The organism is Chryseobacterium sp. YIM B08800 (assembly GCF_026163565.1).
In the GTDB taxonomy this organism is placed as follows: Bacteria; Bacteroidota; Bacteroidia; order Flavobacteriales; family Weeksellaceae; genus Chryseobacterium.
Genome location: NZ_JAPDKN010000019.1, coordinates 135,489 through 148,120 on the forward strand (window position 1 = coordinate 135,489; position 12,632 = coordinate 148,120).

Below are 12,632 nucleotides of genomic sequence, written 5' to 3' on the forward strand. Positions count from 1 at the left end.
ATTTTTTTATTGTGAATTGTGAAAAGTTAATTTTGCTCCGCAAGTGAATTGAAAGCGCAATCAAAAAATTGACAACGAAGTTAATTCACAATTGACCATTCACATTTTAAAGTTGAACCATCTCTGTCACCTCAACATCATAACCTCCAACCTGAGGCTTTACATTAGGATTTTGAGTGATCACTTTAAATTTATTGATTCCTAAATTCTTCAGAATCTGAGTTCCGATCCCGTAATCTCTGTAGTTAAATGCCGCAGTAGGATGCTTTTGTTGTCCATCCTGATAATTTAAAAACTGCTGTAATTTTCTTAGTGTATTTTCAGAATTTGAAACGTTATTGATGAAAATAATTGCTCCTTTTCCTGCTTCATTCACCATCGATGTTACTTTTTCCAATAATGGTTTTTCACCGTTATTCAATCTGGTTAAAACATCAAAATAAGAATCAGAAGATTGTACTCTTACCAAAACTGGTTCGTCAACTGTCCAAGACCCTTTTGTTAAAGCAAAGTGAATTTGGTCATTTGAAGTCTCTCTGAAAGCACAGAAATCAAATTCACCATAAGCAGTTTGTACTTTTCTTTCCTCAATTCTTTCGATTAAGTTTCCTTTTTTAAGCTGATAATGAATCAAGTCTTCAATAGAAACAATTTTCATATCATGCTTCTGAGCAAAAACATGCAGATCCGGCAAACGAGACATAGAACCGTCTTCGTTCATAATTTCACAAATTACACCACCTTCTTTTAAGCCTGCTAAAGCAGTTAAGTCGATAGCAGCTTCAGTGTGACCTGCTCTTTTCAAAACACCACCTTTTCTTGCACGAAGCGGGAAAATGTGACCAGGACGCATAAAATCTGTTGGTTTAGATTTTTCGTCCATCAAAGCTAAAATAGTTTTTGCTCTGTCTCCTGCAGAAATTCCGGTAGAAGTTCCGTCGCCCAAAAGGTCAACAGAAACCGTAAATGCAGTTTCTTTAGGATCGCTGCTTCGGCTTACCATCACATCCAAACCTAATTCATCACATCTTTTTTCTGGAAGAGGCATACAGATCAGCCCTCTTCCGTGCAATGCCATAAAATTGATGATTTCGGGTGTTGTTAATTCAGCAGCACAAAGAAAATCACCTTCATTCTCTCTGTCTTCATCATCTACTACTATGATTATTTTACCATTTTTAAGGTCTTCAATTGCCTCAGGAATAGTATTTAATTTAATATCTGACATTTTTACTTTAAATTTTCGCAAAGATACTCAATAAAATAAGCATCAACAATTAATATGAGTGGTTTGTTTTAAGCCATAAATTTTAAACACAAAAGTATTTAACACATGAGTCACATAAGTTTTTAGTTTAAAATATTGAAAATACTTTAGAACACATAAGATTTAAAAATCTTTGATTTTCTTTTATCCTCAAACAATCTGTGTAAATCCGTGAAATCCGCGGGAATTAAAATTAGAATAAAGAATCTGTAGCTTTTCTTATGATCTCGTAAGATTCCAGTCTTTTTTGATGGTTGTAAATATGAGAATTAATCATCAGTTCATCCACCTGATATTTTTCCTGAAAGTTTTTGATCTGTTCAGCAATTTCTTCCTGATTTCCAATAAAGCTGAATTTCAATTTCTGTAAAACCATCGATTTTTCCATGGCTGACCAAACCGTATCCATATCTTCAATCGGAGCCGGAAAAGGTTTTCTGTCGTTTCTGATAATATTGATGAAAGCCTGAAACAATGTCGTAGAAAGAAAATGTGCCTCTTCAGAAGTTTCTGCGGCAATTCCGTTCACACAAGCTAAAACAAAAGGTTTATCTAAATATTTTGAAGGCTCAAAATGCTCTCTGTAAATTTTAAAAGCCATATCCATTTGTTCGGGAGCAAAATGTCCCGCAAAAGCATACGGAAGACCCAATTCTGCAGCTAACCAAGCGCTGTCTGTACTCGAACCGAGAATATACATTGGAATATCTAAACCTTCACCGGGAATTGCACGAACCAAAGCGTTTGAATTTTCTTTCGAAAAATATTTTTGCAATTCTAAAATCTGTCTCGGAAATTGTTCATTGATAATGGCCGGGTTTCTTCCCAAAGCTTGAGCCGTCAAACCATCTGTTCCGGGAGCTCTTCCCAAACCAAGATCAATTCTTCCCGGAAAAAGAGATTCTAAAGTTCCGAATTGTTCGGCAATAACGAGCGAACTGTGATTTGGAAGCATAATTCCTCCTGAACCCACTCTTATTTTTTTTGTTCCGTTGGCAATGAAACCAATCAGAACTGAAGTTGCGGAACTGGCAATACTTTCCATATTGTGATGTTCGGCAAGCCAGAATCTTTTATAGTCTAAATTTTCGGTGTGATTTGCCAAAGACAAACTGTCCTGAAAAGTATCGTGAATGGTTTTCCCTTGTTTTACAGGAGCTAAATCTAGCACAGATATATTAAAATTTTTCATTTATTAAATTTAACAAAGCAAAGTTAAGACTAATAAATTGCATTAGTTACTTTTTGTAATTGATGGAATTGATTGGTGTGTTGTGGGAAAAACTATTGATTATTATTCTTTTTTTGAAATCTTTTTAAATTTAATTCTAATTCGTATTTTAGATTTTGAAATAAATTTTAGGAATAACAATAAACAGAAAGGTTATTAAGAATGGGAATAATTGTAAGCTATAGTATAATTTTAGATGACAACATATTTAAAGAAGTTGAAAAAAACATTAATACAAAAATTTCAATTGAGGATATTATTAACCTGTATTCTGATAATATAGAATCATTCACTTCGTATGTAAAAACATGGGATTCACTTTATTTTCTCCTTTACAAAATATCATCAAATAAAGTTTTTCTTAAACTTAGAGAAAATCATCAAAACGCTGAAACCAATGAATACACAAAAATTTTCTCAAGAGAAGAAGTTCAGGAATTATTTCAGGAATTACAAAATATTAATCAAGAAATTCTGGACTCTTCATTGAACTACAATAACTTAAAGCAAGCCATTTCCGAGCATAGCGGCTATAATATGGACTACATTTTTAATATGGAATGCGTTCTCATTGAGTTTAATGAGTTAAAAAATGCTGTAAATAAAGCTTATTTTTCAAATTCTAAACTGATTCAGATATTATTTCCTTAAATTTCTAAAATATAATATTTAATGAAAAAAATTTTACTCTTCGTCACTTTAACGCTATTAGTAAACTGCTCCTTTAATCAAACGTTTTCAAATAGAGAATCTGATAGAGATGATGCAGAAAAAATTTCAAAAAAATTTTACTGGGAATTGTTACAGGGCACAAATAAAGATAAAATCTACGAGCTATTTAGTGACAAATTTTTCGAGGTTACTAGCAAAGATCAATTAGATAAGCTCATATCAGATTCGCAACAAGAATATGGAATTATCAAAGAAAATAATTTAGAACATTGGGAAACTTTAGTCGTAAAAGGCTCAAACTCTAAAAGCGAGTATCTTCTCACTTATAATGTAACGAGGGAGTCTGGTACTACTAAAGAAACATTTTCAATGCTCAAAGAAGACGAAAACATAAAAATTGTTGGGTATCACATCAATTATATTTTACCGGATAATTAATTATTTTTCTCCTTCTGATACGTAAAATGATTAATCAAAATCCTGATTTCATTAAATTCAAAATCATTTGGTAAAGCAGCTTTCCAATCGGTTAAATTTTCTTTAGGATCTCTGTGAAACATTTCCTTAAACGCTTTTATTTTATCGGAAGTAATCACTCTCGCGATATCCAGCAAACCCTGTTCTGCAAATTTTGCCAAATGACCGATCACAGTTTCTTTTACCAAACCTCTTTCCATGGCAATTTCGGAAATCGTTTTTCCCTGTTCAAACAATTGGAAAGTAAGAACCTGAGACGGAACTTTTGCAATTTTCATGCTGACTTCCTTATCATTTTTTTCATCTAGAAGTTTAGTTTCTAGTAAATGAATTTCTTTTAGACTGTTCAGGTATTCTTCAATATCTTCGAGCCAGTTTTTAAGCTCTTCATTGTATTGTTTTAAGCCTTTTGCGCCTTTTATTTCAGCATAAAATTCTTTCAGCGGATTAAAAACCTTATCTCTGATCTCGGTAAAAAAGAAATTCACCGCACCTTTTGATTTGCTTTCGATCTCGCTCCAATCTTCTTTCTTTTCAATAAACAAATTGACTTTCTGGAAAATAATACGCTCCAGTTTTTCAAAGATCTTACCTAAATTCAAGACATCACATTTCAACTGAAGATACAGCTGATTCGATTTTGTACGGTCGATACTTTTGGTAACAATTGAAAGATTATTCCACTGCTCTACTTCTTTTAAAAACCATTGACAATCTACTGTACGAAGTACCTTTCGGATGCTGTAATCGTATTTTTCCTGATTTAAAATACTTTCAACATTATCATTTGCCTGCGTTTCACCCTGAAATTTCAGAATTCGGTTGTCTTTAAAAATAACTTCAGGAGTAATTTTAGATTTTAAAACAATTCCTTCCAAAGTTCGGCAACGCGACAAAGCAACATAAACCTGACCTGCTGTAAAACTTTTTCCGGCATCGATAATCACTTTATCAAACGTTAAACCTTGGCTTTTGTGAATCGTAACCGCCCAAGCTAATTTTATAGGAAACTGCTCAAAGCTTCCCAAAACTTCTTCTTTAATATTTTTATCGGTATCGAGAGAATATTTTTTCTGTTCCCAAACTTCTCTTTTTACGGTAATTTCACGCTCGCTTCCTTCAAGAATAACCTTGATTTCGTTTTCATCTAAAGAAGAAATTTCGCCCAATTTACCGTTGAAATATTTTTTTTCACCTGTAATATCATTTCTAATAAACATAACCTGAGCTCCAACCTTTAATTCTAAAAACTGCTCATTCGGAAACTGATTTTCTTTAAACTCACCAAAAAGTTTAGCTTCGTAAGACTTCGGGCTTACTTTTATATCTTTCAGTTTTTCCTGATTGATATCGTCTGCCATTTTATTGTGCGAACAAAGATAAACGTAAGGTTCTTCTCCCGCTTCGAAACCTGGATCATACCTTTCATTCAGATGATCAAAATCGATATTGGCAACATCTCCGTCACGAATTGCATTAAGAATTTCTAAAAATTCCTGATCGGTTTGACGGTAAACTTTGGTTAATTCAATCGTCAATAAAGGAATATCTTTAATCGCCAAACTATCGAAAAAGAAAGGCGAATTGTAAAACATTTTCAAGACATGCTCATCTCTCACCACCGGTGGAAGTTGATACAAATCTCCGATGAACAACATTTGAACACCACCAAAACGCTGATTATTTCTACGGATAAATCTCAAAGAAAAATCCATCATATCTAAAACATCGGCACGAAGCATCGAAACTTCATCAATGATCAAAACCTCAACTTCTCTTAATAATTTAAGCTTATCTTTTCGGTATTTAAAATGCTGTTGAAGATCGATAATATTATTGGCCAAACTACTGTCGATACGGTCTGTAGTCGGTAAAAAAGTACGCAAAGGCAAACCAAACATCGAGTGAATGGTAACTCCGCCTGCATTGATTGCAGCAATTCCCGTGGGCGCCACAACAATGTGCTTTTTTTTCGTTTTCTTTACAAATTCGTTTAGAAATGTAGTTTTCCCCGTTCCTGCTTTTCCCGTAAGAAAAACACTTCGGCTGGTGTATTCAATTAAGTCAAAAAAATGATTGTTCATCGCATGCAAAATTACGGAAAATGTGAATAGGCATAAACTTTGATTCGCTTAAAAAAAATTAATTTATGAAAAACTCGATCATTAAATATTCAACCATTGCGTTAATCAGCGCATTTACAATCAGTTCATGTGCCTCTTCAAATTCTGGCAACGCCACAAATTTACCCATAGATATTGCAGACAGACCTGCAGATGAAAGCAGTAAAAAATATGATGAAGCCAATCTGGATAAATTAAAAAGCATCATAGAGTCTGAAATCGCAAAAGAAAAATGCACCGCAGCTTCTGAATGGACTTTTGCACCAATGGGAGCCAAAGCTTGTGGCGGACCTGTTTCATATATTGCTTATCCAAAAAAACTGGAAACTTCAGTTCTTAGGAAAATTGAGCATTACACACAAACCATGTCTGAATTCAATAAAAAATATGGTATAACATCAGATTGTATGATGGCAGCAGAACCTACTGGTGTAAGATGTCAAGGTGAAAAAGCAGTTTTGGTATATTAGTTTTTAGTTGATAGTTGATAGTCAAATTTCAATAATTATATAAAGAAGTTAAAAAAAGCTCTGAACTAATTTACAGTCAGAGCTTTTTAATTATTTTTAAGAGAAAGAAAAAATTCTTAGTCTTTATACCAAGAAGAATATTTCACATAATTATCTGCAATTCTATTTACTTCGCCTTCCAGAAGCGCTGCAGAAATATCTTTAATTTTTCTAGCCGGAACACCGCCCCAAACTTCACCAGATTTAATATGCGTTCCCTGAGTAACGACAGAACCTGCTCCAACGATAGAGTTTTGCTCGATTGTACAATCATCCATAACAATAGAACCCATTCCTATCAAAACATTGTCGTGAATTCTACAACCATGAACAATTGCATTGTGACCGATTGAAACATTATTTCCAATCTCTAAAGGAAACTTTTCATACGTACAGTGCAACATGGCATTATCCTGCACATTCACTTTATCACCCATCGTAATATAATGTACATCACCTCTGATCACTGCATTATACCAAATGCTACAGTTTTTTCCCATCGTTACATTTCCGATAACCGTTGCCGTTTCTGCCAAAAATGTATTTTCACCAATTTGCGGTGCCTTTCCTAAAAGTTCTTTTATAAGTGCCATATTTTATTTTGAAAATTTAAATTCTTTAATTGGAAGCCAATAATAATTAGGTTTAAAATTTTGAAATTCTGATTGAGTATTTGTTGTAAGTTTATTATAATTTTTAGAATTAATAACAATCCCGTCTATGTATCTTTTTGATAGAAATTTAAACTTATCAATTCCTGTAACTTTTTGAAGATTTTCATCTCCCTCAGACGAATTCTTTATAAGAAAAGCTATATCATCTGTCATATCTTCAGCACACATTAAGTAATCTGCAGCTTCAAGTTCAAAATGAGTAAATTCAAAATCAACTTTTAGATTCTTAATGTATTGGTAAAAAAAATATCTGATTGTATAATAATTTGAAATTTCGAATAAACTTAAATCTATACCAACATTCCCTAAACCATTTACTAGTACGCATAAAACGTAAAGTTTCTCTTTCAATTTATTATTATCAGCATGCCCAGAAACAGATGGAAACAATTTTACAAAATTTCCGTTTGGTAAAGTAATTTTCTGATTTTGAAATTCGCTACAGCAAAAATTCGCATCTTTTTCATTATTAAAAGTAATTCCCAAAGAATAATTTAATCCCATAACATTTAAATTAAACTCATAGCTAAAATCTAACTCTCAACCTCTAGCTTCTAACTTCTAAATCCGTATTTTTGTACTCTCAAATTTAACGAAAAAATGCGTACGATACTTATAGAACCTACCGAAAACCCAAAAGTGATGAAATTTGTAGCTGATTACAACTTGATTCCGGGGTCTTTAGAGTTGGACAGAGATTCAGATATATCAGAAATTCCTTTGGCACAAGAGCTTTTTAATTATCCTTTTGTGGAAAGAATTTTCATCACAGCTAATTTTGTGGCAGTTGCAAAACAAGATACTGTGGAATGGGAACATGTTGCAGAAAGCCTGAAAAATGTAATTGAAGACGAGCTTTTAGCCAACCCGAGAATTTATCTTCAGAAGAAAAAAGAGATGTATCAGATTTATGCTGAAATGACTCCGAATCCTAATGCAATGAAATTTGTATCAAGCAAAATGCTAATGGATGGTTTTGTGGAAGTAAAATCAAGAAACGAAGCTCAAGGAGTTCCTTTAGCTCAGGCGATTTTTACTGAATTTGATTTTGCCACCGAAGTTTTTATTTCAGACAATTTCGTAGCAGTTACGAGAGATAATTCTGTGGAATGGCATCAAGTAATGATGGCTGTTCGTGGTTATATTGCAGAATATCTTCAAAGCGGAGGTGAAATTTCTAATATCGAATCTCAAAAACACGAAAATCCTGTAGAAAAAATCATCAACAGAGAGTATACTGATGATGAACAAAAAATTTCAGATATTTTAAATGAATACGTCGCTCCTGCGGTGGAAAACGACGGTGGAAAAATTTCTTTGATGGAATATGACGCGGCAAACAAAACGGCAAAGATGTTGCTACAAGGTGCTTGTTCAGGATGTCCAAGTTCAACCGCAACATTGAAAGGGGGAATTGAAAATATTTTAAAACAATTCGTTCCGGAATTAGTGGAAAGAGTGGAAGCTGTAAACGGATAAAAATATTAGTAATGAGTAATGTGCAATCAGCAATGCATTACTCATTACCAATTACTCATTACTTATATTTATGAAAGGAATATTATTAGTCAATCTCGGCTCACCAAGGTCTACGTCTGTACCCGATGTAAGAGAATATCTTGATGAATTTTTGATGGATGAAAAGGTAATTGATTACCGATGGTTTTTCCGTGCGCTTTTGGTGCAGGGAATTATTTTAAATACAAGACCCGCAAAATCTGCAGAAGCCTACAAAACGGTTTGGACCGATGAAGGCTCTCCATTGATTGTGATCACTCAAAAAATTCAGAAAAAACTTCAAAAATTGGTTGACGTTCCGGTAGAAATCGGGATGCGATATGCACAACCAAGTATTGAAGCTGGAATTCAAAAATTAGTTGATCAGGGAGTTTCGGAAATTGTCCTTTTCCCTTTGTATCCGCAATATGCGATGAGTACAACAGAAACGGTGATTGAAAAAGCAGAGGAAGTAAGAAAAAAGAAATTCCCGGGAATTAAGATCAATTACATTCAACCTTTTTACAACAGAGAAATTTACATCGACTGTCTTGCAGAAAGCATCAGAGAAAAACTTCCTGAAAATTTCGACGCATTACAGTTCTCTTATCATGGAGTTCCGGAAAGACATATTTATAAAACAGATCCTACAAACACGTGTAATCTGAACGACTGTTGTTCCAGAGAAAACAATCCGAGTCATCAGTTTTGTTATCGCCATCAATGTTTTGATGTGACCAATTCTGTGATTCAAAAATTAGGTTTACCGAAAGAAAAAGTGATGGTTACTTTCCAGTCAAGATTAGGAAAGGACAAATGGATGGAACCTTATACTGATGAAACCCTAGAAACAATCGGTAAAAAAGGAATTAAAAACCTTGCCATTGTTTGTCCGGCTTTCGTTTCTGACTGCCTTGAAACTTTAGAAGAAATTTCTGTAGAAGGAAAACATCAGTTTGAGCATGGTGGTGGTGAAAACTTCCATTACATTCCTTGTCTGAATGATGAAGATCGATGGATCGATGTGGTAAAAACACTCTGCGAAGAAAAACTGAATGAGTTTTATTTAGTTTAAAACTTATTTAAAAAATATATAGAGGACATTTGAGAGATCAGATGTCCTTTTTTTATTTATTTTTCAACCACCCCCCCCTTAAAAAACACCTCAACATAAATAAAAATATATTTTTTTAAAAATAATTACAATTTTGACAGGGGTTAGTTTTGTTTTTTAATATTTTTTCATACTTTTACTCTATCAAAATATAGGGGTTAATTAAAATTTTTATAAATAATGAACACAAGTATAGAAATATTAAAAAAGAAGATTGAAAATTTCACTCCCGAAATCGCAGAAGCGTTCATTAAAATTGTTGATAATTTAGATATAGCTGTAAAATCGAATGTTTCACAATTTCAGTTGGATGAAGTCTTTAGCCGAATTGAATTTCACACAGAAAATCTCGCAACGAAACTTGATTTCTTTGAGAACATTTCAGAATTAGAAAAAATCTGTGCGTAATGAAAGTTTTACTGTCATCGATTGCAAAAAATGACATTAGAATGCTAATGAGGGTTTTCAATGCTGAGGAACAGAATAAAGACAAATATTTCCTGAATGATTTAAAAGAATCGATCAATACGATTTTGAGCGATTATAAGAAATTAGATATAAAAAACAGAGAACTTCAGGTTTATAAAGCAGAAAATTTTCCTGTACAGATTTATTATTTATTTGAAGACAACGACAGTCTTTTTATAACGGCAGTTTTTAAAGAAAGCAATTAAGAATGCCTTTAATACAGAACTTTTTTGACATTATTATATAGTTTAATTTTTCTGTTGATGTCTTCTCGTAAGGCATTAAACACTTTCAACAGAACCTTCCAAATGTGCAAGTTTGGAAGGTTTTGTATTTTAAATTATAGTCTAAATTTCAGAAAGCAATTCTTAGAATTTGTTTAAATTTAAATGAAAATAATTTATCTCGCGGATTTTGCTGATTAAGCAGATTACCTTACCGGTGTTCTGAATTCTCCGTATCCAGCTAAACCATCATAATTTCTTCCGAATGGTTTGTAATATAAAAATGCCTGATAAAGATTTTCTGTCTGCCAGAAATTACCGTTTATTTCTCCTAAATTTAGAGAGCCATTCGCTTCTTTTGTCGCTAAAATATAATTGTAAAAACCTTGCTTCATATACACTTTAGCAACATATTTCTTAGCGGCTTCATCGTAATGCATTTGAAATTCTTTGGTTGCTTTAAAATCATTAAATCCACCTACAACATACAATTCTTTATCTATCGGATCAGAATCTATCGAAAAATGCACCCATGCATAATCAGCTTCACGAGTTGCATCTCTTTCTAATCCCAAATCATTTCTTCTGTAATACCAAGCTCCGTTTACATCCGGTTGATATTGGTAATTTAAAGGATACGCCCAAACCGGATGAAGATACGTTTGGTTAACTCCGTCAACAATTCCAGTTTCACGAACCATATCTGCTGCAAGTTTCATGTTTTTATTATCAAAATAATAAAACTCGTTATTTCCGGGAAAAGCAAGACCCAACTGTTGAAAAAGCAATTGATTTCCCATCGTTGCGCTTGGTTTCTGATTGGTGATCTTCATATTCGGATTGTTATTCTGCATCACCGTAAGCGACATAGAATTTACATTCGAAGTAAGATCTCCGGCTTTTGCAACAGCCTGCACTTCTACCCTTTGATTAACATTTGGATTTTTTGCATCTGCAATTCTTGAAATATTCAGTGCTAAATTCACATTATCTTCCACAACAGAAAATCTTCTTTTGAAAAGAGGCTGATCTACCGAACTTTTATAAACAATCAATTCAAAATTTCCCGAGATTTTTGGCTGCATTTTTTCATTCGGAAACTTTAAAGTATAATGAGTATAAGCCTGAAGCGTATTAAAAGAATACTGAAACTGATCCAGCAACGCATTCATCGAACCATTGGCGATTTCACTAAAAAAAAGATTGTCATCTTCCCAGTTTCTGTCGAAATGTTTGATGGTGTAACGGTACAATTCACTTGAATTGGTTAAATCGTCAAAACTCAACACCAACTGCTGATTCATCGTGATAACCGGCGTTTCGTCATTGGTCTGAGGATTAAACAACTGAATACTTTGAATGTTCTGCCCGAAAGCCAGCGAACCTAAACTGAGTAAAAATATCTGCAACGTTTTCATTATGACGAAGATAACGAATCTCTAAAGAATATTGTATTTTTGATAAAAAAATATTCAGAATATGTTTCAAATACAGGCCTTCGTGTTCAATTTTGCGAGTGAAAATACTTATGTTCTTTTTAATGAAAATAAAAACGCCTGGATCATCGATCCTGGAAATATGAACGAGCAGGAAACCAAAGCTATCGAAAATTTCATCAAAGAAAATGAATTAAAGATTGAAAAAATCATCTTGACCCATGCTCATATTGATCATGTTTTAGGCTTACAGTGGGCTTTTGACACATATAAAGTTCCGGTAACGATGCATCAGGAAGATCAGGAAGTTTTAGATATGCTTCAGGCAAGCGGAGCAAGGTTTGGCTTTCAGATTCCTGCAGTAAAAGTTGACACCGAATACATCAATGAAGGTAATGAACTGGATTTTGATGGAGAAAAATTTAAAATCTATCATGTTCCGGGACATTCTCCAGGAAGCGTGGTTTATCATAATGAAACTCAAAAATTTATGATTTCCGGTGATGTTTTGTTTGAAGGAAGCATAGGAAGAACAGATCTGTACAAAGGAAATTATGACCAATTAATTGATGGAATTAAAACTAAACTTTTTGTTTTGGATGATGAAACGCAGGTTTTTTCAGGTCATGGAAACCCTACCACGATTGGTTTTGAGAAACAGTATAATCCGTTTTTGAGATAGTTTTTAAACCCGTTGTGCATTTTAAATTTTGTTTTTCGGAAATAAATGAAATCAAAGATTAGACGTAGTCAAACGGCTTTGTATATCTTATTCCAGTATTTTTTTAAAATTCCTTGTCTATCCTTGCGTTTTTTAATCGCTAAGAAAGACAAAGCTCATTCAGATAGACTTCTTTTTTTAGATAAACAAAGGCATTTCATTTAACAAAGAAACACAATAGTTTAAATATTAGGCATTTAAAGTTTATTCAGAATGCAC

At 33.2% G+C, this 12,632-nt stretch carries 14 protein-coding genes; 8 read left to right on the top strand and 6 right to left on the bottom strand.

Going from position 1 to position 12,632, the window contains the following annotated elements; genetic code table 11:
• Positions 1-106: 106 nt before the first annotated feature.
• Positions 107-1,228, bottom strand: coding sequence for a 3,4-dihydroxy-2-butanone-4-phosphate synthase (gene ribB / locus OEW74_RS09250; RefSeq protein ID WP_265428195.1), 1,122 nt, complete (start codon positions 1,226-1,228; stop codon positions 107-109).
• Between the two features lie 232 nt (positions 1,229-1,460).
• Positions 1,461-2,459, bottom strand: a complete 999-nt coding sequence (locus OEW74_RS09255; RefSeq protein WP_265428196.1) for an LLM class flavin-dependent oxidoreductase — start codon at positions 2,457-2,459, stop codon at positions 1,461-1,463.
• A 201-nt stretch (positions 2,460-2,660) separates the two neighbouring features.
• Between OEW74_RS09255 and OEW74_RS09260 the strand changes: the two genes are divergently transcribed.
• Complete coding sequence (locus tag OEW74_RS09260; protein WP_265428197.1) at positions 2,661-3,149, top strand: DUF1877 family protein; 489 nt, start codon at positions 2,661-2,663, stop codon at positions 3,147-3,149.
• Between the two features lie 21 nt (positions 3,150-3,170).
• Complete coding sequence (locus OEW74_RS09265) at positions 3,171-3,608, top strand: hypothetical protein (protein ID WP_265428198.1); 438 nt, start codon at positions 3,171-3,173, stop codon at positions 3,606-3,608.
• Here the strand turns inward: OEW74_RS09265 and OEW74_RS09270 are convergent.
• Positions 3,605-5,731: a helix-turn-helix domain-containing protein gene (locus OEW74_RS09270; RefSeq protein WP_265428199.1), complete on the bottom strand. Its 2,127-nt coding sequence runs from the start codon at positions 5,729-5,731 to the stop codon at positions 3,605-3,607. The two genes, OEW74_RS09265 and OEW74_RS09270, sit on opposite strands and share 4 nt — an antisense overlap.
• A gap of 65 nt (positions 5,732-5,796) precedes the next feature.
• Here OEW74_RS09270 and OEW74_RS09275 point away from each other — a divergent pair, with 65 nt between their 5' ends.
• Positions 5,797-6,240 (top strand): hypothetical protein, encoded by a 444-nt coding sequence (locus tag OEW74_RS09275; RefSeq protein ID WP_265428200.1) that lies wholly within the window; start codon positions 5,797-5,799, stop codon positions 6,238-6,240.
• Between the two features lie 116 nt (positions 6,241-6,356).
• On the opposite strand, the gene OEW74_RS09280 is transcribed toward OEW74_RS09275, so the two are convergent.
• Positions 6,357-6,872, bottom strand: coding sequence for a gamma carbonic anhydrase family protein (locus tag OEW74_RS09280; RefSeq protein ID WP_265428201.1), 516 nt, complete (start codon positions 6,870-6,872; stop codon positions 6,357-6,359).
• 3 nt (positions 6,873-6,875) lie between these two features.
• Positions 6,876-7,457 (bottom strand): hypothetical protein, encoded by a 582-nt coding sequence (locus OEW74_RS09285; protein WP_265428202.1) that lies wholly within the window; start codon positions 7,455-7,457, stop codon positions 6,876-6,878.
• Positions 7,458-7,553: 96 nt separating this feature from the next.
• Here OEW74_RS09285 and OEW74_RS09290 point away from each other — a divergent pair, with 96 nt between their 5' ends.
• From OEW74_RS09290 to OEW74_RS09305, 4 genes are all read left to right on the top strand, one after another.
• Positions 7,554-8,432: a NifU family protein gene (locus tag OEW74_RS09290; RefSeq protein ID WP_265428203.1), complete on the top strand. Its 879-nt coding sequence runs from the start codon at positions 7,554-7,556 to the stop codon at positions 8,430-8,432.
• A gap of 70 nt (positions 8,433-8,502) precedes the next feature.
• Positions 8,503-9,525 (top strand): ferrochelatase, encoded by a 1,023-nt coding sequence (gene hemH, locus OEW74_RS09295; RefSeq protein ID WP_416207907.1) that lies wholly within the window; start codon positions 8,503-8,505, stop codon positions 9,523-9,525.
• 219 nt (positions 9,526-9,744) lie between these two features.
• Positions 9,745-9,972 carry a hypothetical protein gene (locus tag OEW74_RS09300; RefSeq protein WP_265428204.1) on the top strand — a complete coding sequence of 76 codons (228 nt, stop codon included), beginning with the start codon at positions 9,745-9,747 and terminating at the stop codon, positions 9,970-9,972.
• Positions 9,972-10,238: a hypothetical protein gene (locus OEW74_RS09305; RefSeq protein WP_265428205.1), complete on the top strand. Its 267-nt coding sequence runs from the start codon at positions 9,972-9,974 to the stop codon at positions 10,236-10,238. Before OEW74_RS09300 ends, OEW74_RS09305 begins: the two co-directional genes overlap by 1 nt.
• Positions 10,239-10,462: 224 nt before the next feature.
• On the opposite strand, the gene OEW74_RS09310 is transcribed toward OEW74_RS09305, so the two are convergent.
• On the bottom strand, positions 10,463-11,674 hold the full coding sequence (locus OEW74_RS09310; RefSeq protein WP_265428206.1) for a DUF5103 domain-containing protein: 1,212 nt from the start codon (positions 11,672-11,674) through the stop codon (positions 10,463-10,465).
• Positions 11,675-11,735: 61 nt separating this feature from the next.
• On the opposite strand from OEW74_RS09310, the gene OEW74_RS09315 reads away from it, so the two are divergent.
• Positions 11,736-12,374 (top strand): MBL fold metallo-hydrolase, encoded by a 639-nt coding sequence (locus tag OEW74_RS09315; protein WP_265428207.1) that lies wholly within the window; start codon positions 11,736-11,738, stop codon positions 12,372-12,374.
• The last annotated feature ends 258 nt before the right edge of the window (positions 12,375-12,632 follow it).

What these genes read in the sequence shown, in the direction of transcription:
- ribB (WP_265428195.1), bottom strand. Translation starts at nt 1,228, where the DNA reads ATGTCAGATATTAAATTAAATACTATTCCTGAGGCAATTGAAGACCTT.
- OEW74_RS09255 (WP_265428196.1), bottom strand. Translation starts at nt 2,459, where the DNA reads ATGAAAAATTTTAATATATCTGTGCTAGATTTAGCTCCTGTAAAACAA.
- OEW74_RS09260 (WP_265428197.1), top strand. Translation starts at nt 2,661, where the DNA reads ATGGGAATAATTGTAAGCTATAGTATAATTTTAGATGACAACATATTT.
- OEW74_RS09265 (WP_265428198.1), top strand. Translation starts at nt 3,171, where the DNA reads ATGAAAAAAATTTTACTCTTCGTCACTTTAACGCTATTAGTAAACTGC.
- OEW74_RS09270 (WP_265428199.1), bottom strand. Translation starts at nt 5,731, where the DNA reads ATGAACAATCATTTTTTTGACTTAATTGAATACACCAGCCGAAGTGTT.
- OEW74_RS09275 (WP_265428200.1), top strand. Translation starts at nt 5,797, where the DNA reads ATGAAAAACTCGATCATTAAATATTCAACCATTGCGTTAATCAGCGCA.
- OEW74_RS09280 (WP_265428201.1), bottom strand. Translation starts at nt 6,872, where the DNA reads ATGGCACTTATAAAAGAACTTTTAGGAAAGGCACCGCAAATTGGTGAA.
- OEW74_RS09285 (WP_265428202.1), bottom strand. Translation starts at nt 7,457, where the DNA reads ATGGGATTAAATTATTCTTTGGGAATTACTTTTAATAATGAAAAAGAT.
- OEW74_RS09290 (WP_265428203.1), top strand. Translation starts at nt 7,554, where the DNA reads ATGCGTACGATACTTATAGAACCTACCGAAAACCCAAAAGTGATGAAA.
- hemH (WP_416207907.1), top strand. Translation starts at nt 8,503, where the DNA reads ATGAAAGGAATATTATTAGTCAATCTCGGCTCACCAAGGTCTACGTCT.
- OEW74_RS09300 (WP_265428204.1), top strand. Translation starts at nt 9,745, where the DNA reads ATGAACACAAGTATAGAAATATTAAAAAAGAAGATTGAAAATTTCACT.
- OEW74_RS09305 (WP_265428205.1), top strand. Translation starts at nt 9,972, where the DNA reads ATGAAAGTTTTACTGTCATCGATTGCAAAAAATGACATTAGAATGCTA.
- OEW74_RS09310 (WP_265428206.1), bottom strand. Translation starts at nt 11,674, where the DNA reads ATGAAAACGTTGCAGATATTTTTACTCAGTTTAGGTTCGCTGGCTTTC.
- OEW74_RS09315 (WP_265428207.1), top strand. Translation starts at nt 11,736, where the DNA reads ATGTTTCAAATACAGGCCTTCGTGTTCAATTTTGCGAGTGAAAATACT.